This window comes from Rhodococcus sp. NPDC059179 (assembly GCF_042754885.1).
In the GTDB taxonomy this organism is placed as follows: domain Bacteria; phylum Actinomycetota; class Actinomycetes; order Mycobacteriales; family Mycobacteriaceae; genus Rhodococcus_G.
This window is the reverse complement of the sequence record NZ_JBHZBV010000001.1, coordinates 542484-565896: the sequence shown is the minus strand read 5'-3', so window position 1 is coordinate 565896 and position 23413 is coordinate 542484. Positions and strand designations below refer to the sequence as shown.

Annotated in this window: 19 protein-coding genes and 1 tRNA gene; 11 read left to right on the top strand and 9 right to left on the bottom strand. The window is 67.0% G+C overall.

Going from position 1 to position 23413, the window contains the following annotated elements:
• The first annotated feature begins 365 nt into the window (after positions 1-365).
• Complete coding sequence (locus ACFXMV_RS02545; protein ID WP_378502610.1) at positions 366-1157, top strand: hypothetical protein; 792 nt, start codon at positions 366-368, stop codon at positions 1155-1157.
• Between the two features lie 188 nt (positions 1158-1345).
• Here ACFXMV_RS02545 and ACFXMV_RS02540 read toward each other — a convergent pair whose 3' ends face one another.
• The 4 genes from ACFXMV_RS02540 to ACFXMV_RS02525 form a co-directional block, all read right to left on the bottom strand.
• Positions 1346-3754, bottom strand: a complete 2409-nt coding sequence (locus ACFXMV_RS02540) for a hypothetical protein (RefSeq protein ID WP_378502611.1) — start codon at positions 3752-3754, stop codon at positions 1346-1348.
• A gap of 299 nt (positions 3755-4053) precedes the next feature.
• The gene (locus tag ACFXMV_RS02535) at positions 4054-6750 is read right to left on the bottom strand and encodes a hypothetical protein (RefSeq protein ID WP_378502612.1); all 2697 of its coding nucleotides are present in this window, start codon (positions 6748-6750) and stop codon (positions 4054-4056) included.
• Complete coding sequence (locus tag ACFXMV_RS02530; RefSeq protein ID WP_378500789.1) at positions 6747-6962, bottom strand: hypothetical protein; 216 nt, start codon at positions 6960-6962, stop codon at positions 6747-6749. The genes ACFXMV_RS02535 and ACFXMV_RS02530 overlap by 4 nt, the downstream gene beginning before the upstream one ends.
• A gap of 358 nt (positions 6963-7320) precedes the next feature.
• Positions 7321-7406, bottom strand: a tRNA-Leu gene (locus ACFXMV_RS02525).
• Positions 7407-7568: 162 nt separating this feature from the next.
• On the opposite strand from ACFXMV_RS02525, the gene ACFXMV_RS02520 reads away from it, so the two are divergent.
• From ACFXMV_RS02520 to pknB, 7 genes are all read left to right on the top strand, one after another.
• On the top strand, positions 7569-8870 hold the full coding sequence (locus ACFXMV_RS02520) for an FhaA domain-containing protein (protein WP_378502613.1): 1302 nt from the start codon (positions 7569-7571) through the stop codon (positions 8868-8870).
• A 165-nt stretch (positions 8871-9035) separates the two neighbouring features.
• Positions 9036-9500 carry an FHA domain-containing protein gene (locus tag ACFXMV_RS02515; protein WP_378501044.1) on the top strand — a complete coding sequence of 155 codons (465 nt, stop codon included), beginning with the start codon at positions 9036-9038 and terminating at the stop codon, positions 9498-9500.
• Entirely contained in the window at positions 9497-10969 is a 1473-nt protein-coding gene (locus tag ACFXMV_RS02510; RefSeq protein WP_378501045.1) for a PP2C family protein-serine/threonine phosphatase, read from the top strand. The genes ACFXMV_RS02515 and ACFXMV_RS02510 overlap by 4 nt, the downstream gene beginning before the upstream one ends.
• A complete protein-coding gene (locus ACFXMV_RS02505; protein ID WP_378501046.1) occupies positions 10969-12423 on the top strand; it encodes an FtsW/RodA/SpoVE family cell cycle protein in 1455 nt (484 codons plus the stop codon). Before ACFXMV_RS02510 ends, ACFXMV_RS02505 begins: the two co-directional genes overlap by 1 nt.
• Positions 12420-13910 (top strand): peptidoglycan D,D-transpeptidase FtsI family protein, encoded by a 1491-nt coding sequence (locus ACFXMV_RS02500; RefSeq protein ID WP_378501047.1) that lies wholly within the window; start codon positions 12420-12422, stop codon positions 13908-13910. The genes ACFXMV_RS02505 and ACFXMV_RS02500 overlap by 4 nt, the downstream gene beginning before the upstream one ends.
• A gap of 3 nt (positions 13911-13913) precedes the next feature.
• On the top strand, positions 13914-15287 hold the full coding sequence (locus tag ACFXMV_RS02495; RefSeq protein ID WP_378502614.1) for a serine/threonine-protein kinase: 1374 nt from the start codon (positions 13914-13916) through the stop codon (positions 15285-15287).
• Complete coding sequence (pknB, locus tag ACFXMV_RS02490) at positions 15284-17206, top strand: Stk1 family PASTA domain-containing Ser/Thr kinase (RefSeq protein ID WP_378501146.1); 1923 nt, start codon at positions 15284-15286, stop codon at positions 17204-17206. Before ACFXMV_RS02495 ends, pknB begins: the two co-directional genes overlap by 4 nt.
• Before the next feature lie 65 nt (positions 17207-17271).
• Here the strand turns inward: pknB and ACFXMV_RS02485 are convergent, their stop codons facing one another.
• Positions 17272-17817, bottom strand: a complete 546-nt coding sequence (locus ACFXMV_RS02485) for a TetR/AcrR family transcriptional regulator (protein ID WP_378501147.1) — start codon at positions 17815-17817, stop codon at positions 17272-17274.
• Between the two features lie 246 nt (positions 17818-18063).
• Here ACFXMV_RS02485 and ACFXMV_RS02480 point away from each other — a divergent pair, with 246 nt between their 5' ends.
• On the top strand, positions 18064-19278 hold the full coding sequence (locus ACFXMV_RS02480; protein ID WP_378501148.1) for a cytochrome P450: 1215 nt from the start codon (positions 18064-18066) through the stop codon (positions 19276-19278).
• 37 nt (positions 19279-19315) lie between these two features.
• Here the strand turns inward: ACFXMV_RS02480 and ACFXMV_RS02475 are convergent, their stop codons facing one another.
• Positions 19316-19975: an aminodeoxychorismate/anthranilate synthase component II gene (locus ACFXMV_RS02475; protein WP_378501149.1), complete on the bottom strand. Its 660-nt coding sequence runs from the start codon at positions 19973-19975 to the stop codon at positions 19316-19318.
• 82 nt (positions 19976-20057) lie between these two features.
• Positions 20058-20813: a DUF881 domain-containing protein gene (locus tag ACFXMV_RS02470; RefSeq protein ID WP_378502743.1), complete on the bottom strand. Its 756-nt coding sequence runs from the start codon at positions 20811-20813 to the stop codon at positions 20058-20060.
• 197 nt (positions 20814-21010) lie between these two features.
• Between ACFXMV_RS02470 and crgA the strand changes: the two genes are divergently transcribed.
• The gene (crgA, locus tag ACFXMV_RS02465) at positions 21011-21274 is read left to right on the top strand and encodes a cell division protein CrgA (protein ID WP_378502449.1); all 264 of its coding nucleotides are present in this window, start codon (positions 21011-21013) and stop codon (positions 21272-21274) included.
• 90 nt (positions 21275-21364) lie between these two features.
• Positions 21365-21838 (top strand): PH domain-containing protein, encoded by a 474-nt coding sequence (locus ACFXMV_RS02460; RefSeq protein ID WP_378502615.1) that lies wholly within the window; start codon positions 21365-21367, stop codon positions 21836-21838.
• 72 nt (positions 21839-21910) lie between these two features.
• On the opposite strand, the gene ACFXMV_RS02455 is transcribed toward ACFXMV_RS02460, so the two are convergent.
• Together ACFXMV_RS02455 and ACFXMV_RS02450 are read right to left on the bottom strand one after the other, a co-directional pair.
• Entirely contained in the window at positions 21911-22828 is a 918-nt protein-coding gene (locus ACFXMV_RS02455; protein WP_378501821.1) for a rhomboid family intramembrane serine protease, read from the bottom strand.
• Positions 22829-22841: 13 nt separating this feature from the next.
• Positions 22842-23402 (bottom strand): peptidylprolyl isomerase, encoded by a 561-nt coding sequence (locus ACFXMV_RS02450; RefSeq protein WP_378501822.1) that lies wholly within the window; start codon positions 23400-23402, stop codon positions 22842-22844.
• Between the last annotated feature and the right edge of the window lie 11 nt (positions 23403-23413).

Sequence of the window (23413 nt, the reverse complement as noted above, 5' to 3'; positions counted from 1 at the left end):
CAACTCCAACCCCGGTCGGTGGCGCCTGACCCTGCGGGGCACCTTCGGCCAGAACAGGTTGTGGACCACGCCGCACGGGCTGGGTTCGACCTCGAGGCGGAATTGGTCGAGTAGCTCATCAGGGGGATCGAGTGCAGAGCGATCCGATCCGGAGATGTTCGCAGTACGCAAAGAACGAGTGCCGCATCGAGATCGATGCGGCACTCCAAGACCTGGGTGCGGGCCGAAGCCCGCAGGGACACCTCGTGCTGCCACGCCGAGGCAGCCCCAGGAGTTGCGTGCCCAGTCGAGGTTCGACGCTCTGGCTGGGCTGACTACTGTGAACATCACAGTCGCATACCGACCAAGAATTCTCAAGGAGGACGATGACCTCGCTTGTAGTGTGGTCGGCTGCGGACACTCATGGACCAGCCTCCCTCAACGTCGCAACTGATAGCCGGATCTCATGGGGCCAAACTCACTACTGGGATCAAGCCAAGAAGGTATTTGCAGCCTCCACCAAACCGCTAGTTGTCGGCTTTCTTGGTGACGTCCTCTTCCCCACCCTCAGCATCCCGGCAGTCCTCGACCGAATCGACCGCGGAATGCTTGACGGCGATTCGCCGCTCTCGTCCACGGTGGTTACAGGCATCCGGTCGCTGTGGCGAGACTATCCAGACCGAGAGCAGCGGTCCCAGAAGATACTCATCGCGCACCGGGTTGGCGACGGCATGACGTCAAAATTCAGGCTCACTGTCATGACACACGAGGGAGGCTCCAACTCGCATTGGTCGATGACCGATATCGCAATCCCAGATCAATCAGCCGCTCTTGTCATCGACGGTTCAGGAGCACCTGGAATACACGATGCGCTAACGCTCTGGCAAGCGAGCACGGCCGGAGGTACTAGCCGCGCCGTCTTCAGCGCCTTCGTTGAGTCCGTTGTTGGCGGGCGCGACCCCCTGTCCGGCGGGGCGCCACAGCTCGGAAGTTTGTATCGGATCGGCAATGGGAGACTCCTGGGCGTGGTCCATGACAATCAGCGATACTTCGCAGGCGCTCGTCTCTTGGGAGACGAAGACAGCCTCATGGTCGAGTGGCGGAATGCTCTCTTCGAAATCACCGACGGTCGGAGAAAGAGACGTATGGACGGCGCTCAAGTACATCTGCCCAGGTAGCGTTCGTGAATCACCCCGGCCAGTCTGGCGACTTCGTTCATTGTGGAGGCTGAAGTCAGGTCAGGTTCGTCGAACAGGTACCCGTCCGAGCTGGGTGAGCGGGCAGTCGACGCGAGGGCGTCACCGATTTGCAGTCTCCGGACTCGTCGGTGTGACTCAGATCAGCGCGTCTGCGCTCCCGTAGTTGGTCACCACGCGGATGGTGATACTGATCTGCTGGCCTGCCCGACGGGTTGAAGACCCATCCTCGCGACGAGTTCGTCGAGTCCTGGGTCCGAGAGCGGTGGGTTCGTCAAGTAAATGAAATCCGCAAGCCCACCTGCGCGGTCAAAGAGCAGACCATATGCACGATCGGCCTGCAACTGATAGCTCTTGGCCTGAACATACAGTGACAGCCGGGTACGACTGGAGGATAATTCGGCAGCGGTAGGCGACACTCCAACGAACACGGCCGGGTGCCCCCACATGCCAGCGAAGGACATGAGCATGTCGTGGTATGTCCCGTCCGCGTTCGTCAGTCGTCGGCATTCTCCTAAGCCCTTCACGAGGCGGGCCTGCGTCTCACCTGACAGGCCCAGCAAGTCAGTCGTACAGCGCAGCCATCCTGGATCGCCCAGTTCAGCAATGGCATCCATCACCGGGATGATCTCCGACGCAATATTGAACGTCGGTTTAGCGGGCTGCGGTTCAGATTCAGGGATTCTGTCCCGTAAGTACCATTCGTTCAGCGGCTGACAATGATCGGCGACCAACGTCCCGACTGCCTGCTCGAGGTGTAGGCGACGGTCCCGTGCGCTCACCGGAGGTACGGACTGGTGTGCACGTCGTAACTCGTCGGGATCATCATCGACGTACAGTTCGCCCCCGAGGAACAGCATGAACAAATCGAGTTCGTCAACACCTCGATAGAGCGCCGCAACGCCGCTGTCCGTTCTCCGACGCATATAAAGAAGAAACTCACTGGGCCTATCGCAGATCTCAGAGATCACGGTTAGGTCATGTAACGAAGCAATCCATGGGGGCCGTCTTTCTGCAAGCAACCCAGCCGCCTGAAGATCGCCGATCGAGACACCAAGCGGCCCGACATCGTCCAGCAAGACGATAATCGACCGCACCTCGCGGATCTTGGATAGATCTAGCCAGAGGTCGGGAGCCAGCCATATGCCTTCGTTGGTTTCAATAAGTCTCTGCAACCGGATGGCTTGGTTGTTGGCATCACCGATCGTCGATTTGAGATCGGATTCGAGCCTCCGAACATCGCCGCGTCGGGACTGAGTAGCAACAGACTTCGCCTTCACCTCGACGACAATCGCAACGTCATCGAGCAGAAAAAGGCCGTCTCCCTCGACCCGGTTTGCCACGACATGAACATCGGCGCATTCGGCGTTGAGCGCGGACTCCCTTTCGCCACGTTTGGGCGCGTAGTAGTGAAAGCCAACCTGCTGCGCGGGTAGTCCGAGGACGCGTTCGAGACTTGTGATGGCGAGGCCCTCACTTACTGGCTGCCGAACCTGCTGGTCATATCGCCGCATGTCAGGCTGGTTTGCAGTGAGCGCTCGCTCGAAGATCCGGCGCAGAGAATCGAGGCCGGGATCGTTGACGGTGGAGGCAAACCCACCGGAGCCATCCGCGATGAGCGGAGTGGCAAGGAACGGGTTAGTTGCCGTCAAGAGATCGAACACTCTTACCCCAGCGGGCATGGAGCTATCGAAGGTCTGGGAGTACGAGTTCAGCACGGTGAGGACTACTTCTTCATCAAGGTGCGCAGCCACGGCGAGTTCGGCGGCAGAGAACGATGCGCGTTCTCCGGGCAGAAATATGAAAGCGATCATGGCTTCCCGGAAGCGGGCAATCACGTCCTCAGGCATCTCATCCGGGAGTACACCTCGGTACTCCAGCAAGATATCGCCGGTCTCGTCTCTGAGACCTGTCATCCGATCGGCCGAAGCGTTCTTCAGGGCATCACGGATGCCGATAACGTCGTCGTATGCGTACCCCAAGTGCTTACGCATGAGACCTTCAACAATGGGATTCCGAAATAGACGATGCTCATGAGCATCGCGAACGTGGTCGTACTGCAGATTGCGGATGTTTAACACCGCACCCTGATACTCCGCGGAAAGACGTGCCAAAGGATGACCACTCAGGCTGGCCTCGAACTGTTGCCGGTAGAGAGCAAGGCGAGCAAGGCGCTTCGCACGTGAGTGCAGTTCCGCGATCTGCTCGTGTGGGCGGGTTTCCTCGCGAGGGACGTCACTGGGCTTTCTGCTAGGGCGCGAGAGCATCACCGCAGCGACCAGCTCGACAGCGAGTGCAGAACCGCCTGGCATTGTGACCCGCGGGTCAGGCACCGGCGGAAGCTCCCGCAACCGCATCAACTCGATCACGTCGAACGCATCCGCCTCAGCGACGCGATCCAACATTGCGGCGGTCTCGACCTCCACTTGTTCGCGAAGCACTGCCCGCACGTCCGCGACGGACTGACAGCCGCCGAAGAGGGACAGCTCAGTTCCCGGATCCCCAAAATCTTCGTGAGCGCTCTCACCAAGCACCCGCCCGATCCTCGCCGCACCCGTGCTCGCCTCGGCATCCGTCATGCCGTCCTCCCCTCTCATATTGGTCGCGTATTCGGAGCAACGCATCGGACCTGTGTCCGGGAAGACCTCATTCTTACGTCATCAGATCGTTCACTGCGTGTACCAGCAGTCCCGCACGCCCGCTTGGGAACGAACACCCGGCCCTTACGGGTAAACGCGCTCCGTCACGCACGGTTCGACAACGACCTCGGTCGGCAGGCCGGGTGACGAGGGAGCCGGGCGGGCTGATCGGCAGCAAGTGGGGCGACGTGCGGATCCTGCCGTGCTCGAAGCTTGCGCGACCATCGAGGAGCTGACACTTAGTCCAGGGATGCATCGCAGGTATCAAAGTCACCTGTCTCTGCGGCGGGCGGGGAAGCAAACCTGCGGACCTGTGGTGCATCGCCTGCCCAGACGACAAAGTACTCACCGGTCTCGATCCGAAACTGGGGCTCGTCTTGCCCCTGGACGTCGTCAAAGACTCCCACCGCTATCGAAGTGCCATCGACTGGAGTCAGCCCGTCCTTCTCCTCTGGCTTACGACACGAGGTAAGGGTGCCGCGCCGGTCGAAAAGGAACACCTCGTTATCGAGAGCACCCGTCTCAATGTGGGTCACTCGAGCCAGCGCCTCTCGAAATTCACTTGAGAACCAGCCGTGACGGTTCATCAACCCGCCATATGGCGTAACGAGAACGTATTGGTCAGCCTCATTCCCGAGGGCTTCGATCTCCTGTCGAATCGCTTGAGCTGTCGGAGCTAGCAAGTCCGTCTGCAGCGAGCGAAGCTCCTCAACAATCCTGCCTTCTTCGCCTTCGACGAATCCCCTGGCGATTGAATAGCCAAGCTGTTTGGGGTCGGCATACGTCTGGTTGAATACCGTGTCGACGAGGTAGTGCCTCGGCACCCGGAGGTTCATACCGAACATCGGATGCGACTTGTCTGCTGACTCAGGGGCGTCGGCCACAACGGGAACCTCCGCGGCGAGACCTCGCCTGGCATCCAGCGTCTCCCGCAGCGAATTCCGAAGCGTCTCAACTCTCGATTGCGACAATGGCTCTCGCGCGAGCCGTCCGAGCTCGGCTGCGTCCCACTTGTCGACCTCAACGGTGAGCATGTCGTTGAGGCTCAATTCCTTGGTGCTCAACTCTCGACCTGCCTCGTCGAGCAGCCTCCGTAGGCGCTTATACTCGGATGCAGTTTCCTGATCGGTCGCTGGAGGTAGTGGACCAGGTGACGAGGCCAGCGCAACCAATTCGGCCCGCTCGATGTAGTAAGGAAGTTCGACCCGCTGCACATGAACGGATGCGGAAGTTGGCGTCTCCCACCAATTCCAACGGCTGAACGGTGTAGCTCCGCGTTCTGCCAAGGCGCGAGCGGCGAGTATCTCCGACCGGGTGCCCCGTGGAGTCACTAGCGCTGACAACTCTGGGTCGCTGGGGTCCCGATCGTCTCCCTTGTCCGCAAGGTATCCGAGCCAACCACTGAGAACCAACTGGCCTGACGTCACGTTGGCACGCGCAGTTCCGCCGGTCTGATCGAACTTGAACAAACCATTCAGCTCCACCGCCGCCAACCTGGCAGTTTCCGGCTTCTTCATATCAAGAGCCAACTTGACGAGCTCGACCATCGCCCAAACGGTCCGAGGTTGCAGTTCATCACGCTGTTCCTCAGTTGCGAACGCATACTCAGCGAGGTTTTGCACACACGTCAGAATGCGGGCCAGCATCAAATCGAACTCAGGATTGCCACTCCGAATCACATCAGACCAGAGACGTGTGAAACTACGCAGGCACTCATCGACGTATTCCATCGATCCAGTACGGGCCGCCTCAAGAGCACGCGTCATAGCCTGATCGACAAATAGCCCGCAGGCCCTTGGAGACAGCAACGCATCCTGCTCGACATCACCAATGCTGTGGTACAGCCAGTCGCGCCGGGTGAACGAAGACCTGCGCGGAGAATCCGAGATCGCCTGTCGTGCAGTCCAAACCCCACGCACGACCTGACCGAGCAGCTCCAGTGCTCGCTCGGCTGTACCGTAGGCACCCGAACGTAAGCTTGTGCCGACAGAGTCCTTCAAGTTTGCGATCTCTCGATCTGTCTCCTCGTCGAGTGTGACCGATCCTGGGGACTCGAATTCGATGCTCGACTGAAGTTGTCGGATTAGTCGGTTCTGCGTGTCCAGATCCAGCTCTTGCGGCGTCCAGATACGGAAGGCCGTCTCCCCGATCCTGGTTCGGTCACCAGGCTCGACGTCCAAAACGACTTGAGGTGGCGCGTAGAGGTCACCAGTCTCATCCTTCCTGGGTCCGCCGTCGCCTGCTCCACCCTTAACCGGACGAGGACCGATAGATGAGATTGCTCGACGTACCACCCTCGGCTTGATCGCCTTAACAACGAGTCCGTCGTGCGGAACAGGGATGTGCAGCGTGACGGCTGATCGTCGATCGCCCGCAACCGAGGGGCTCGACTCGAAGAGATCATCCAGTCGCCGCCGGGCCTCGGCGTAGTCGCGCGACACAGTTTCCATGCGACTGGTCAGGGTTTCGATTAGAGATGCCCGCACAACTTCATCGAGCTGCGATGGTCGACCAAAGAGACGCATGAGCTCAACGTACGAGCGCACCAACAGCGCTACCGTCGGCACGAACCAAACGAGCGCTATGCCAAGAGCGCCGAGCTCACTTGGTAACCAGATGGTTTCAACAGCTATGACGGCATTGGCCGTAAGCCCAACTCCAACAGTCCACCCTGCGTGTACCTGTTCAAGAACTCGGCTCCTGGACGCACCGATCGCGAGCGGAGTCTCGGCGAAGAGCTGCGCCGCGATCGCAAGGCCAGCGAATCCGACTGACAGGAAGGTTGTTTGGACCTGCCACAAGATCCCATCGCTTCCAGACACAGCAGGCAGGCGGTCGATCCAACTCGGATCTCCCTCATAGTGAAGAGCAGCAAGGATCCCCACACTCCATACGAATGCGGCCCCGAGTAGGAATACACGATCCTTCGACTTCACGCCGCTGAGTTCCCCTCACCGACCGAAATAATACGGGTGTCGAACGCCGCCACCAGTTCTCTGCGAAGTGCCTGTCCTGCCAATAATTGTCCATGGAGCTTGCCGAGTACCACGCACTCGCCAAGGGCCCAGGCCGCACGCACGATGGCTGGGGTGATGTAACGATTACGGATCTCACTCTCCTTCAAGGTCTTTTTGTTGATCTCGCTCACAGCCGAAATCCTATTGGCGGACCGGAGGGCATTCCGGGCAGATCGTCACCTCGTGTCGGTCCGGCGGGACACGGAGGAGACCGCCCATAGCCGGCAAGTCGCGAGAAGGAAGGGGCCCTGGCCGCTCGCGTTGCATGAGGGTCTCCCCATGGGGCGCTGCCGGGTCCATCAGTCCCAACCAGGCAACGCACCGACCCTCATGAGGCCGCTCGACGTTGCGGGCCGTTTGGGAACCGTTAGCGCCTGTTGCCGCCGCAACACATCGACGAGAACCAGGTGAGCCGGCCAACCAAGAAAACGAGGCCACGTACTCTTTCGAGTTCGTGACCTCGTTCGTCGCAGTTCGTAGAACTGCTCGTGGTGGGCGAAGGGGGACTTGAACCCCCACGTCCCGAAGGACACTGGCACCTGAAGCCAGCGCGTCTGCCATTCCGCCACTCGCCCGAGCGACGCCGGAAACAGTAACACGAGCCTGCCGCGGATGACGATTCGCCCCTCCGACCTGCGAAGGAAGCGATCACCCCCACGGGCACCCTGGAAAGGTAGATATCATGCAGGGGCGGCGTCGAGGTCGCGACACGCTAACGGGACCGGAGAGGAGCCACCATGGGGATCGTCCAACGATTCGAGCGCAAGCTGCAGGGCGCCGTCGGGGATGCCTTCGCCCGGGTCTTCGGTGGCGGCGTCATGCCCCAGGAGGTGGAATCCGCACTACAGCAGGAGGCCACCGACCGGGTTCAGCAGCTCGACGGTGGACATCTACTGGCCCCCAACTCGTACGTGATCACGATCAACGGATCCGATCACGACGAACTGGCGACAGACCGGGACTTGACAGTCAAGGCCTTCGCCCGACACCTTGAGGGCTTCATCCGCGACCAGGGATGGCAGACCTACGGCCCCATCACCGTGCGGTTCGAACCGAGCCATGCGTTGCACACGGGCCAGTTCCGGACCAGCGGGACGGTGGACCCCGATGCGGGGCGGCCACCGGCTCGTAGCCCCGGCCCGGACGTGCACGCAGTCCCACTACCTCGACCCTCCGCTCATCCGAACCCAGGAGCTGGCCCCATGACGCAGAACTCAGGCTACGACGCCAACCGCGAGCCCGCGGACAACGAGGGCCGGCCCGAATACCAGCCCGCGTACGCCTCCAACGGATACGCCAACGGCAACAGCTACCCCAGCGAGCAGCCCCGCAACGGCTACGCCAGCGAGCAGCCCCGCAACGGCTACGAGCGCCCGTACGGCGGCGGATATCAGGACCCGTACGCACAGGGCGGGAGCGACCCCTACGCGCAGAGCGGCAACGACCCGTACGCCCAGGGCGGCAACGACCCCTACGCGCAGAGCGGGAATGACCCCTACGCACAGGGCAGCAGCGACCCGTACGCCCAGGGCGGCAACGACCCCTACGCACAGGGCGGATACCAGCAGGGCGCGCCGGCCTACCCGCCGCAGCAGTCCCCCGCCTACCCGCCGCAGCAGGGCTCCGGCTACCCGGCGCAGCAGGCCCCGCAGGGCTACGACTACCAGCAGAACGCGTACGGCCAGGAGTACCCCTCCTACGACCAGCAGCCCTACGGCGGCGGCGGATACTCGGGCTTCGACGCCGACCGCACCTTCACGGTCACCCTGCAGCTCGAGGACGGCAGCGGCCGCAACTTCCAGCTCCGCGAGGGCCGCAACGTGATCGGCCGCGGCCAGGAGGCACAGTTCCGGCTGCCCGACACCGGAGTCTCACGTCGGCACATCGAGATCCGCTGGGACGGCCAGGTGGCGATGCTCTCGGACCTCGGCTCGACCAACGGCACCACGGTGAACGGTGCGCCGGTTCAGGACTGGCAGCTCGCCGATGGTGACGTGATCCGCGCGGGCAACTCCGAGATCCTGGTCCGTATCCTCTGACCGCCACGGCGGTAACAACCGAACCAGCGGAATTCCCTTCGGATTCCGTATGGTGGTTGCGCACCCATATCGCGATCGACACAGGCCGCATCGCCATAGGATGCTGCCAGTAAAACGCCGGAGTTCGGGACCACCCGATCGCCATGACAGAGGAGGTGGACCGCCGTGCAGGGACTCATCCTGCAGTTGACCAGGGCGGGCTTCCTGCTGCTGCTGTGGCTGTTCGTCTGGGGGGTGCTCCGGACCCTGCGCAGTGACGTCTACGCCGCCTCGGGAGTACGTGTGCCGCCCCGGTATTCGCGTAGCTCTTCGGTGCTGCCGTCGTTCGGCAAGCCGAAGGTGGCCAAGTTCCTGGTCGTCACGCAGGGCGCGCTGGCCGGCACCCGCATCACGCTCGGCGCGCAGCCGGTCCTGATCGGCCGGGCCGACGATTCCACCCTCGTGCTCACCGACGACTACGCCTCCACCCGGCACGCCCGGCTCTCCCAGCGCGGAACCGACTGGTACGTGGAAGATCTCGGATCGACCAACGGCACCTACCTGGACCGGGCGAAGGTGACCACCGCGGTGCGCGTGCCCCTCGGCACACCGGTTCGCGTCGGTAAGACCGTGATCGAGCTCCGCCCGTGACCCTCGTCCTCCGCTACGCGGCGCGCAGCGACCGCGGCCTGGTGCGCTCGAACAACGAAGATTCCGTGTACGCGGGCGCCCGCCTGCTCGCACTCGCCGACGGCATGGGCGGCCACGCCGCGGGCGAGGTCGCCTCACAGCTGATGATCGCGGCCCTCGCGCACCTCGACGACGACGAGCCCGGCGAGGACCTGCTCGGCAAGCTCGAGGCCGCCACCCGCGCGGGCAACGCCGCCATCGCGGACCAGGTCGAGGAGGAGCCCGAACTCGACGGCATGGGCACCACCCTGACGGCGATCCTGTTCGCGGGAACCAAGCTCGGCCTGGTGCACATCGGCGATTCCCGCGCCTACCTGCTGCGCGACGGTGTTCTCACCCAGATCACCCGCGACGACACCTTCGTCCAGTCCCTCGTCGACGAGGGCCGGATCACCGCCGAGCAGGCGCACACCCATCCGCAGCGTTCGCTGATCATGCGGGCGCTGACCGGCAACGAGATCGAGCCGACGCTCACCGTCCGGGAGGCCCGCGCGGGCGACCGGTACCTGCTCTGCTCCGACGGGCTCTCCGATGTGGTCAGCGACGAGACGATCAGGGAGGTGCTCGGCGAGGGCGGGCACGGCGAGTCCGCCGACCGGCTGATCGAGCTGGCGCTGCGCAGCGGCGGGCCCGACAACGTCACGGTGGTCGTCGCGGACGTCATCGACCTCGACTACGGCCAGAGCCATCCCATCGTCGCGGGCGCCGCCTCGCACGAGGACGACGACGACGCCCCGCCGCCGGACACCGCTGCCGGACGGGCCGCCGCCATGCGCCCGCCACGGGCCTCCCCTCGCCGGGTGACGGGCCCGGTCGACGCCGCGCCTGCGAAGCCGAAGCGACGACTGACCTGGATCCTGTTGGCCCTCGGGCTGATCGCCGCCGTGGTGGCGGGACTCGTGATCGGGCGCGGCCTGATCCGCAGCAACTACTACGTGGGTGCCGACGACAGCCGGGTGACCGTGCTGCGTGGCGTCCCCGGATCGGTGTTCGGCTACTCGCTGCAGGAGGCGAACCTCGTCGGCTGCATCACGAACAGCGGTTCGCTGAGCCTGGTGACGCCGGACGCCGAACCGACGGACTGCACCCTGCTGATGGTGGACGACCTGCTGCCCTCGGCCCGCGAACAGGTGCGCGCAGGGCTGCCGTCGGGGAGCCTAGACGACGCCAAGCGGCAGATGAGCCGGCTCGCCAGCGCCGACCTGCTGCCCGTGTGCCAGAGCACCGCGACCGGGACCGCCGCGCCCGGCACCCCCGTCGCGCCGACGCCCGCTGCACCGCCGACCACCCAACCGACGCCCGCCGCAGCGCCGCCGACACCCGGCCCCGCGGCGGCGGCGCCGCCCAGCCCCACCGCTGCGGCACCGCTCAGCCCCTCCGAGTTGGCTCAGGCGCAGGTGCCAGGGCAGAACTGCAGGACCGGCCGCTGATGTCTGTCTCCGCGGCACCGTCGGGGCCCTCCTTCCCGAGTCCTGCGGGAGGGTTCGCGCCCGCACCCGTGCAATCCAACCGGCGCAACGCAGAGCTGCTCCTGATCTGCTGCGCGATCGCGATCACCACCCTGTCCCTGGTCCTGGTGGAGGCCAGCCAGGAACAGAAGATCACCCTGGACCTGGCCAAGTACGCCCTCGCCTACGCCGTCCTGTTCGTCATCGCGCACCTCGCGGTGCGCAGGTTCGCCCCGTTCGCCGACCCACTGCTGCTGCCGATCGTCGCGCTGCTCAACGGCCTCGGGCTGGTGCTCATCCACCGCCTCGACCTGGCCGACGCCGCGGCCGCGGCCTCCTTCGGCTGGGCGATCCCCTCCCCCGACGCCAATCAGCAGGTGCTGTGGACCGCGCTGGCGATCGCCGGATTCATCGCGGTGCTGGTGTTCCTCGAGGACTACCGGCTGCTGGCGCGGTACAGCTACACCCTCGGCCTGGCCGGGCTCGTGCTGCTCGCCATCCCCGCGCTGCTGCCGTCGTCGATGTCCGAGGTGAACGGCGCGAAGATCTGGATCAAGTTGCCGTTCTTCAGCATTCAGCCCGGCGAATTCGCCAAGATCCTGCTGATCATCTTCTTCGCCTCGGTGCTGGTGTCCAAGCGCGAGCTGTTCACCACCGCGGGCAAGCATTTCTTCGGCATGGACCTGCCGCGCGCCCGTGACCTCGGACCGATCCTCGTCGCGTGGGTCGTCTCGATCGGCGTGCTGGTGCTCGAGAAGGACCTGGGCACCTCGCTGCTGCTGTTCGGCACCGTGCTGGTGATGCTGTACATCGCCACCGAGCGGGTGGGCTGGCTGCTGATCGGCGGCGGCCTGCTCGCGCTCGGATTCGTGTTCGCCTACCAGCTCTTCGGCCACGTCCGGGTCCGGGTGAACACCTGGCTCGACCCGCTGGGCGACTACAACAACACCGGGTACCAGATCTCGCAGTCGCTGTTCGGTCTCGCGACCGGCGGGCTCGCAGGCACCGGACTCGGCAGCGGTCGCCCGTCCCAGGTCCCGTTCGCGAAGACCGACTTCATCGTCGCGACGATCGGCGAGGAGCTCGGGCTGGTCGGCCTGACCGCCGTGCTGATGCTGTTCCTGATCTTCGTCATCCGCGGGCTGCGGACCGCGCTGGCCGTGCGCGACAGCTTCGGCAAGCTGCTGGCCGCCGGGCTGGCGTTCACCGTCGCGATCCAGGTCTTCGTGGTCGTCGGCGGCGTCACCAAGCTGATCCCGCTGACCGGCCTGACCACGCCGTACATGTCGTACGGCGGCTCGTCGCTGCTGGCGAACTATCTGCTGCTGGCACTGCTCATCAAGATCTCCCACTCCGCTCGCACCCCACCGAAGCCCACGAAGAAGGGACCCGCCCCCATCGCGGACGCACCGACCGAAATGCTGAGGCGCACATGAACACGCCCCTGCGCCGCGTCGCGATGGCGGTGATGGTGATGGTGGTGGCGCTGCTCGCCAACGCCACCTACGTGCAGGTCATCAAGGCCGACGACCTGCGCACCGACCCGCGCAACTCCCGGATCCTGCTCGACGAGTATTCGCGTCAGCGCGGACAGATCTCGGCGGGCGGCCAGGTGCTCGCCGCGTCGATCCCCACCGAGGACCGGTACAAGTACCTGCGGACGTACCCGCCGAACCCGGCGGCGCCGTCCAGCCCCTTCGCCAACGCGCCGGTCACCGGCTTCTACTCGATGCTCTACGGCAGCACGGGGCTCGAGCGGGCCGAGGACCAGGTGCTCAACGGCTCCGACAACCGGCTGTTCGGGCGACGGTTCTTCGACCTGGTGTCCGGTCGCGACCCGCGCGGCGGCAACGTGGTCACCACGATCGACCCCGTCGTGCAGCAGGTGGCGTACGACCAGCTGACCGCAAAGGGCTTCACCGGCTCCGTGGTCGCGATCCGGCCGAGCACCGGCGAGGTGCTGGCGATGGCCAGCACACCCAGCTACGACCCGAACCTGCTGGCCAGCCACGACGGTGCCGTCAGCACCAAGGCCTGGGAGGCGCTGAACGAGGACGAGAACAAGCCGCTGCTCAACCGGGCCATCTCCCAGACCTATCCGCCCGGCTCCACCTTCAAGGTGGTGGTCACCGCCGCCGCCCTGAGCAACGGGGCCAACCCGGAGGAGCAGCTGACCGCGGCGCCGAACATCACCCTGCCCGGCACCAGCACCACGCTGGAGAACTACAACGGCAGCACCTGCGGCAACGGCCCGACGGCCTCGCTGCGGGAGGCGTTCGCGCGGTCCTGCAACACGGCGTTCGTCGAGCTCGGCATCAGGACCGGCGCCGACGCGCTGAAGGAGGAGGCCGCCGGCTTCGGCGTCCAGCCCGATTCGCCCGGCATCCCGATGCCGGTCGCCGACGGCACCGTCGGATCGATCCCCGACGACGCCGCGCTCGGGCAGTCCAGCATCGGCCAGCGCGACGTCGCGTTGACCCCGCTGGAGAACGCGGTGATCGCCGCGACCGTCGCGAACGGCGGGGTTCGGATGCAGCCGCACGTGGTGGCGCAGCTACAGAGTCCGGACCTGTCGAACCTGGCCACCACGCACCCGGAGTCGCTGGGCCAGGCGGTGTCCCCGCAGGTGGCGGCCACGCTCACCGACCTGATGGTCGGTTCGGAGAACAACACCGGCGGCGGCAACAAGATCCCCGGCGTCCAGATCGCGTCCAAGACCGGCACCGCCGAGCACGGCACCGATCCCCGCAACACCCCGCCGCACGCCTGGTACATCGGGTTCGCGCCCGCGGCGAACCCGGAGATCGCGATCGCGGTGATCGTGGAGAACGGCGGCGACCGTGCGCTGGCCGCGACCGGCGGCTCGGTCGCCGCACCGATCGGGCGGGCCGTCATCGAAGCCGGACTTCGGCAGGGGGGCTGAGGGATGAGTCTGAACAACGGCGCGGTGATCGCGGACCGGTACCGGCTGCAGCGGCTGATCGCCACCGGCGGCATGGGCCAGGTCTGGGAGGCCACCGACAACCGGCTGCACCGCCGGGTCGCGGTCAAGGTCCTCAAGTCCGAGTACTCCGCGGACCCCGAGTTCCTGGAACGCTTCCGCACGGAGGCCCGCACCACGGCCCAGCTCAACCATCCGGGCATCGCGGGGATCTACGACTACGGCGAGACCCTCGACAGCGTCGGCCAGTCCACCGCGTACCTGGTGATGGAGCTGGTCAACGGCGAACCGCTGAACGCGGTGCTCGGGCGGGTCGGCCGGCTGGCGCTGCCGCACGCGCTCGACATGCTCGAGCAGACCGGCCGGGCCCTCCAGGTGGCGCACGAGGCAGGCGTCGTGCACCGCGACGTCAAGCCGGGCAACATCCTGATCACCCCGGCCGGCCAGGTGAAGATCACCGACTTCGGCATCGCGAAGGCCGTCGAGGCGTCGCCGGTGACCCGCACGGGCATGGTGATGGGCACTGCCCAGTACATCGCTCCCGAGCAGGCACTCGGGCAGGACGCGTCGCCCGCGAGCGACGTGTACTCGCTCGGCGTGGTCGGCTACGAGGCACTGGCCGGCCGTCGCCCGTTCACCGGCGACGGCGCGCTGACCGTGGCGATGAAGCACGTCCAGGAGGTGCCGAGCCCGCTGCCCGCGGACCTGCCGCCGAACGTGCGCGAGCTGATCGACATCACGATCGCCAAGGATCCGGCCGCCCGGTACGGCAGCGGCGGCGAGTTCGCCGACGCGGTCGCCGCGGTCCGCTCCGGCGCGCGGCCGCCACTGCCGGGGTCCGGGCGGCCGATCCACGCGGGGGCCACCTCGGGCATGGTTCCGCCGATCGTCGGGACCCAGATGATGCCGACGTCGCAGCGCGAATATGCTGGCCCCGATTCCGGGTCGGTGCCGGCGGTGGCGACGGGCATGACCAGGGGACAGAAGATCCTGGCCTGGGGCGGCGGTGGACTGCTGCTCGCGGCCCTGCTGATCTCGGTCGGCATCCTCCTGTTCGGCGGTGACGGCGCGCCCAACGATCCGGTGCCTCCGCCGGCGACCACGACCAGACCGGTGGTGACCACCACCACCCGGCCGCCGGTGACCACCACGACGGAACCGACCACCACCACCACGGAACCGACGACCACCACGACGACGGAACCGACCACCACCACGACCACCACCACCACGACGACGGAACCGACGACCACCACGACGGAACCGACCACGACCACCGCAAGAACGACGACGACCCGCACCACCACCGCCACGACAACGCCGGAGGAACTCGAGCCGGCCCCTCAAGGACAGCCATGACCACACCCCGCAAGCTCTCTTCCCGCTACGAGCTGGGCGAGATCCTCGGCTTCGGTGGCATGTCCGAGGTGCACCTCGCCCGCGACCAGCGCCTGAGCCGGGACGTGGCGATCAAGGTGCTGCGCGCCGACCTCGCCCGTGACCCCACGTTCTACCTCCGGTTCCGCCGCGAGGCGCAGAACGCGGCGGCCCTGAACCACCCGGCGATCGTGGCCGTCTACGACACCGGCGAGGCCGAGACCGACGCCGGTCCGCTGCCGTACATCGTGATGGAGTATGTCGACGGCGAGACGCTGCGCGACATCGTCCGCACCGAGGGACCCATGCCGCCCCGGCGCGCGATGGAGGTCATCGCCGACGTCTGCGCCGCGCTCGATTTCAGCCACCGCAACGGGATCGTGCACCGCGACATCAAGCCGGCGAACATCATGATCAACCGCGCGGGCGCGGTGAAGGTGATGGACTTCGGCATCGCCCGGGCCATCTCCGACGCCTCCAGCCCGATGACGCAGACGTCCGCGGTGATCGGCACGGCGCAGTACCTCTCACCCGAGCAGGCCCGCGGCGAGCAGGTCGACGCCCGGTCGGACGTCTACTCGCTCGGCTGTGTGCTGTTCGAGATCCTCACCGGGGAACCGCCGTTCAAGGGCGACTCGCCGGTCGCCGTCGCGTACCAGCACGTCCGCGAGGACCCGGCGCTGCCGTCGAGCGTGAACCCGAACGTGCCGCGCGAGCTCGACTCGGTGATCCTCAAGGCGATGAGCAAGAACCCGGCCAACCGCTACCAGAGCGCCGCGGACATGCGTTCTGATCTGGTGCGGGTGCTCGGCGGTCAGCGTCCGGGCGCGCCGATGGTGATGAACGACGAGGACCGCACCACCATCCTCGGGGCGGTGGACTCGCCCAACCGGTACGGGCCGCCGTCCGCGACGCCGTCCCCGGTGGCGCAGATGCCCGCTGAGCCGGACGCGGGTCAGCCGCGCAGCCGCAAGGCCGTGCGCGCGGTGCTGCTGTCGCTGGCCGCGCTGGTGGTGATCGGCATCGTCGGTGCCTTCCTGTGGTCGCTCGGCCCCGGTTCGAAGGCCGCCCAGGTCACCGTCCCGAACGTCACCAACCAGACCTCGCAGGACGCCCAGAACGCGCTCCAGAACCTCGGTTTCCGGGTGCAGACCCAGCCGAAGCCCAGCGACGAGATCGTCTCCGGCAACGTCATCGCGAGCATCCCCGTCGCGGGCACCAGGGCCGACGAGGGCACCACCGTGACCCTCGACGTGTCCACCGGTCCGCAGGAGGTGGAGGTTCCGACGCTGACCGGCATGAGCCAGGCGCAGGCGGCGCAGGCGCTGAACGCGATCGGGCTGCAGCTGGACACGGCGGTCGGCACCGCCTCGTCGACGACCGAACAGCTGGACAAGGTGGTCGGGCAGAACCCGGCGGCGGGCTCGAACGTCGCGCTGGACGGCACCGTCAAGATCACCCTGGGCAGCGGACCGGAGCAGATCCGGATCCCGAACGTCGTCGGCCAGACCCTGGACGTCGCGCAGCCGAACATCGAGGGCGCCGGCTTCAAGGTCCAGGTCGAGAACGTCGACTCCGGCCGGACCAAGGGCGAGGTGGTCTCCACCGACCCCACCGGGGGCAGCGCGGCGGCGAAGGGCGCCACCGTCAAGATCCTGGTGTCCAACGGGAACATGGTGACGATGCCCAACCTGAGCAACCTGAGCGTGTCACAGGCACTCGATTCGCTGCGGCGTGCGGGCTGGACCGGATCCTCGAGCCAGCTCTCCCAGCATCCGGAGGCCACCCTCGAGACCGATCTGGTCGGCAAGGTGGTCACCCAGGCGCAGCCGCCCGGGTCGGAGGTCTCCAAGACCGCGACCATCTCGGTCGGGATCGGCCAGCTCGGCATCCCGCGGTAACCGGTCCCGGTGAGGGGCATCCTGGCACGGTCGTACCGTGCGAGGGTGCCCCTCACCCGTTGGTGCTACCGGAAGGCAGGCGCCACGAAGCGTTCGACCATCCTGCGCTCCATTGCCGGGTCGCCCGCGGGCACCGTGAGCAGTGAGATGACCACCCGCACGATCCATTGCGCGGCTTCGGCGTCGGGCGCGATGCCCGTCAGCGCGGTGGCCACCCGGCCGAGTTCCGGCGACGACGCGAGATAGTCGTCGCCGCGGCCGGCCCGTGCGGTCGTCACCCAGCGGGACAGCGCGGCGTCCGCGCGCACGGCCGCGACGGAGACCAGGATCGCCTCGACGATCCGGCGGTCCCCGTCCAACGGTGTCACCGCGACCGCGACCTGCTGGGCCACCGCGGCTGCTGCCGCGGCGACGACGCCGTCGACCAGCGCGGATTTGCCGCCGACATAGCGATACAGGGTCGCGCGAGAACACCCGGCCCTGGCCGCGACGTCCTCGACGCTGACCTGGTCGAGCCCCCGCTCCAGGAACAGTTCCGCGGCGGCGGCGTGGATCCTCTCCACTGCGATCGCACGACGGTTGCCGCCGGTCAGCCAGTCCGATTCCCGCACTGAACACCCCCGAGAACGCTCCCAATCGAGTCTCACAGTGAGACAGATGTTCCGAGAAGTCTATAACGTAGGCCGACGTCACCGGCCGGGAGCTGCGGAGGGTCGCGGCCGGATCGGCGGCCCGAGATTTCCTGTTCGAGCAGCTCACAACGCCCGATCTCATCTGCGGCCACACCCTTGACAGGTCCTCGACACGGGTGGACGGTGGTGACACTGAAACAGGTTCTACTACCGGTGGGAGACTCGGTGACCGTGTTGCCGCTCGACGGGATCGACATCTTCGATCCGGAGAATCTCGACGACCCGACCCGGCTGTACCGGGCGCTACGCGAGCGCGCTCCCGTCCATCAGGTCCCCGGCACCGACTTCTACCTCGTCTCCACGTGGGAGCTGGTCACCGAGGCCGCGGCGCGCGTCGATGACTTCTCGTCCAACCTGACCGGGGTCCTCGTCCAGCAACCCGACGGGCCGCCGTCGACCTTCGACATGGACGGCGGCGGCCGGGCGGTGCACGTGCTCGCGACCGCCGACGATCCGACGCACGCCCACCACCGCAGGCTGGTGCTGCAGACGCTCGGCAGGAGAATTCGCGCCCTGGGTCCGACGGTCGACCGCCTGGCGGATCGGCTGTGGTCGCAGGGGTTGCGCGGCGACCGGATCGACTACGCCGCCGACATGGCGGATCAGCTGCCCCTCGCCGTGATCGCCACCCTCGTGGGACTGCCCGAGCGCGACGTCCCGCAGCTGCTGAACTGGGCGTACGACAGCACCGAACTGCTCGGCGGTGTGGTCACCGCTGACCGGCTCAGTCAGCTCGTGACCTCGTCCGTCGAGCTCGCCGGGTACCTGCACACCCGGTTCACCCGGGCCAAGGAGGATCCGCGCGACGATTTCCTGGGCGTCCTCGCGCACGCCTGCGCCGCAGGCGACCTCACCGACGACGTCGCGGTGCTGATCCTCGTGCAGCTGATCGGGGCAGGCGGCGAATCGACGGCCGGGCTGATCGCCAACTCGGCACGCCTGCTGGCCGCCCACCCGGAGATCCAGCGCCTGCTCCGCGACCGCCCCGCCCTCATCGACCCGTTCCTCGACGAGGCGCTCCGGCTGGAGTCCCCGTTCCGGGCGCACCACCGGCAGGTCGCCGCGGACACCACGCTTGGCGGGGTCCCGCTGCCCGCGGGCAGCCACGCGCTCCTGCTGTGGGGGTCGGCCAACCGCGACCCGGCGCGGTTCGAGCGCCCGGACGAGATCGTCCTCGACCGGCCGGGCATCCGCTCCCATCTCGCCTTCGGCAAGGGCGCCCACTTCTGCGTCGGATCGGCGCTCGCGCGGATGGAGGCGCTCTCCGCCGTCACCATGCTGCTCGAGCGCAGTTCCGACGTCGCGATCGCCGGCGACCCGGCCTGGGTACCGAGCATCTTCGTGCGGCGACACCTGCGCCTGCCGCTCCGGATCGCCTGAGCCGCGGCGGCGCCGCCCGTAACGGGTGTCGTCGGGATCAGTTGTGGGTGAGCGCGGCCCCGAGCGCCTGCGCGACCTCGGCCTCGAGCGTGGCGACCAGCGCCTCCGGCGGACGCTGCCCGCACACCTCGAGCCAGTTCGCGAGCATCCGGTGACCGCCCTGGGTGAGCACCGACTCCGGATGGAACTGGACGCCGTGGATCGGCAGCTCCCGGTGCCGCATCGCCATCACGACGCCACTGTCGGTGTGCGCGGTCGCCTCGAGCTCCGGCGGGATGGTGTCCTCGAGCACCGTCAGCGAGTGGTAGCGGGTCGCGGTGAACGGGTCCGGCAGTCCGGCCAGCACCCCGGTGTTGTTGTGGTGCACGACGGAGGTCTTGCCGTGCAGCAGCTCCGGCGCGCGGTCCACGGTCGCGCCGAAGGACGCGCCGATCGCCTGGTGACCGAGGCACACACCGAGCAGCGGGGTCCTCGCCTTCGCGCAGGCCGTCACCAGGTCCATGCTGGCGCCTGCCCGCTGCGGTGTCCCCGGTCCCGGGCTGAGCAGCACCCCGTCGAACTGCGCCGCGACGGCGTCACGGTCGGCGAGCTGCGGGTCGTCGTTGCGCCAGACGGTGGCCTTCGTCCCGAGCTGGCCGAGGTACTGCACCAGGTTGAACACGAAGCTGTCGTAGTTGTCGACGACCAGGATGCGCATCACAGCAGGATATGCGGCTCCGCCGCCCGTGCGCGCGTTGCACCCCAGCTGGGGTACAAATCACGCACACGCGCGAAGCGCCTCACCGCGCGAACTTGGTGCGCAGCTGTCCGGTGTAGGCCGGCACGGTGAACTCGTCCGACGCCTCCTCGGTGTAACCCAGCCCGTAGCGGACCGCGTACTGCTTGAAGGTGCGCACGCCCGGCTCGGCGGCCAACGCCGCCTCGATCCGGGCGCGATCCCCGATCGCGGTCATCACGTAGGGCGGGCTGTAGGTCCGCCCGTGCAGCAGCAGCGTGTTGCCGATGCAGCGCGGCGCCGAGGTGTTGACGACCCGCTGATCCTGCATCCCGACCGCGACGGCCCCGCCGGCCCAGAGCGCGTTCAGCACGCTCTGCACGTCCTGCTGGTGCACGACCAGGTCGTCGGGTGAGGCGCCGATGGGGAACTTGCCGTCGCGGTCGCGCGGCGCATCGGTGAGGGTCACCCGCACGCCAGGCCCGGTGACGGCGCTCAGGCCTGCGGCGGCCTCGAGGGCCCGGCTCTGCTCGAGCGCCTCCGCGACGCCCGAGTCGGAACCGGCGGCCGTGTCCTGCAGGGCCGCCAACTGCGCCGCCAGGCTGTCCCGCGCGCCTGCCGCGTCGTCCACGTCGGCCTGCGCGCTGCGCACCAGGTCGGAGAGCCTGGTGGTGTCTCCGCGGCGCAGCTCGTCGCCCTCCGAAATCGACCGGGTGGTCGCCAGCAGCAGGCCGGTCACGATGCACACCACGGGGACGCAGACCTTCCAGAAAGTCTGCTTGCGCCTGGGGGCCGCATGCGTCGCAGGTCGGTCGTGCACCGACGGGTCGGGTTCGGTCGGGTCGGGTTCGGTCACGACCACCGTCTCCTCCCCTGTCCGCGATCACCGCGTGCCTGCCCGGGCAGGTCAGCGCTCGGCTAGCGTGTACTCACCACCGGTAATCTCGAATCTACCTGGTGGGCGTCGACGAGGACGCCCACGCAATTTCGCGATCCGCACGAACCAACGAGGACGTCATGCCCAAGTCGAAGGTCCGCAAGAAGACCGATTACACGATCAATCCCGCGAACCGCACGCCCGTCAAGGTCAAGGTCGGCCCGTCGAGCACGCTCTACGTGTCGGTGATGCTCGGCTTCATGCTGCTCGGGCTGGCGTGGCTGATCGTCTACTACCTGGCCGCGGACCAGATCACCTGGATGAACGACCTGGGGGCCTACAACTTCCTGATCGGCTTCGGCTTTATGGTCGTCGGCCTCGTCATGACGATGAGATGGCGCTGACCAGGGGTTTCGTCTTCCCCTCCGGTCCAATTACATCGTTGTCATTCATCCCCAGTGTGGATAACTCCTGTGGATAGCTGTGGAGAGACTGTGCACAACCCCGAGAACCCTGTGCATAACCCCGCGCTCGCCTGGTCCACACCCACCGGGGCGCTGATCGCGACCGGCGTCGGCGGGGTGGCCATGCTCCTCGCCGCCGCGGCGGTGCCTACGGACCCTGCTGGACGGGTGCTGATCGGCCTCGGCGCGCTCGGGCTGCTGGTGATCACCGTGCTCGGCCTACGCCAGCGGCCCCGGCTCGCGGTGCTCGGCGACGGCATCGCGGTGCAGCGGCTGAGCGGCCGCCGCGAGTACTCCGCGACGGAGCTGAGCCGGGTCCGGATCGTGCGCTATCCGCGGCTGGGCAGGCGGGTGCCGATGCTGGAGATCGACGTGCGCCCGGCAGGCGCCGACGACGACAAGCTGCTGATCTTCGGTCGCTGGGACCTCGGCACCGATCCGACCGACGTGTTCGACGCGCTCGCCGGCCGCGGGCTGGTGCCGCCGGAGCGACCGCGCCCCTAGCCGACGTCGCCCGCCCTGGTGAGGGGTGCCTCTGCCGTCAAGCGGCAGCGGGTCCCTCACCAGGGCGGCCGACTAGACGAGCAGCGGCTGCAGCTGCGCGATCCGCAGCGCGATGACACCGACCGACACGACTGTGACGGCGGCGAGGCCGCCCCAACCGAGGGTGCGCGCCTTCTGCCGTTCTTCGGCGGTGCCGAGGCTGCCAGGGGCGAACATCAGCGCCGCGGTGGCGGCGGCGCCCGCGACGAGCCCGCCGAGGTGCCCCCACAGCGAGATCCCCGGGATCGTCACGCTGATGATCACGTTGAGGGCGATGATCGCGAGTACCGGGCCGGGACTTCGCTTGAGCCGCAACAGGATCACCGCCTGCGCGCCCATCAGGCCGAACACCGCGCCCGACGCGCCCGCGGTGACGGCGTTCACCTGGAAGGCCATCACGGCGGCCGAGCCGCCGAGTATCGAGACGAGGTACACCGCGATGTAGCGGGAGCGGCCGAGCACGATCTCGGTGTCGCGGCCGATCACCCACAGCGCGAACATGTTCACCAGGAGGTGGATCGCGCCGAAGTGCAGGAACCCGCTGCCGAGGACGCGGATCAGGTCCCCGTCGGCGACCGCGGGCGGCCAGAGCGCCCATGCGTTGAACAACGCCGAGCCACTGTGATTGTTCTGAACGTTGCCGGACTGGAGCACCGTGATCGCGTAGATCAGGACGTTGAGCCCGATCAGGGCATAGGTCACCACCGGGGTCGGCAGGCCCGACCGGATCGGTGCGCCTGCCACGGTGCGGGCCGAGCGGGTGGTCTTGGCGTCGGCGGCGATGCAGTCCACGCAGTGCTGCCCGACTGCGGCAGGCCGCAGGCACTCGACGCAGGCGGGACGCCCGCAGCGGGTGCATGAGAGCGCGGTGGGCCGGTCGGGGTGCCGGACGCACCGCGGTTGGGGTGGGGTGCCGTCACCGGACACCCCGCCCCAACCGGGGCTGGTCATCTCGCTGTGCCGATCAGGAGATGGTGATGCTGTTGATGACGACGGCCTCGACCGGGCGGTCGGAGCGGTCCACGGAGGTCCCGGAGATGGCGTCGACGACCTTCTTCGACTCCTCGTCGACGACCTCACCGAAGATGGTGTGCTTGCGGTTGAGGTGCGGGGTCTTGCCGGTGGTGATGAAGAACTGCGAGCCGTTGGTGCCCGGTCCGGCGTTCGCCATGGCGAGCAGGTAGGGCTTGTCGAACTGCAGTTCCGGGTGGAACTCGTCGCCGAACTGGTAGCCCGGGCCGCCACGGCCGGTCCCGGTCGGGTCGCCGCCCTGGATCATGAAGCCGTCGATGACGCGGTGGAAGACGGCGCCGTCGTAGAACGGGCCGGAGTTGCCGCCGGCGGCGTTCTGGGTGCTGTAGTCCTTGGAGCCGTCGGCGAGCCCGACGAAGTTCTCCACGGTCTTCGGCGCGTGGTTGCCGAACAGGGCGATCTTGATGTCGCCGCGGTTGGTGTGCAGCGTTGCGGTTGCGGTCTGATTCGGTGAAGTCACTCCCCCATCGTGCCATTCCGTCGCGGGGAACATGTGCGACAGTG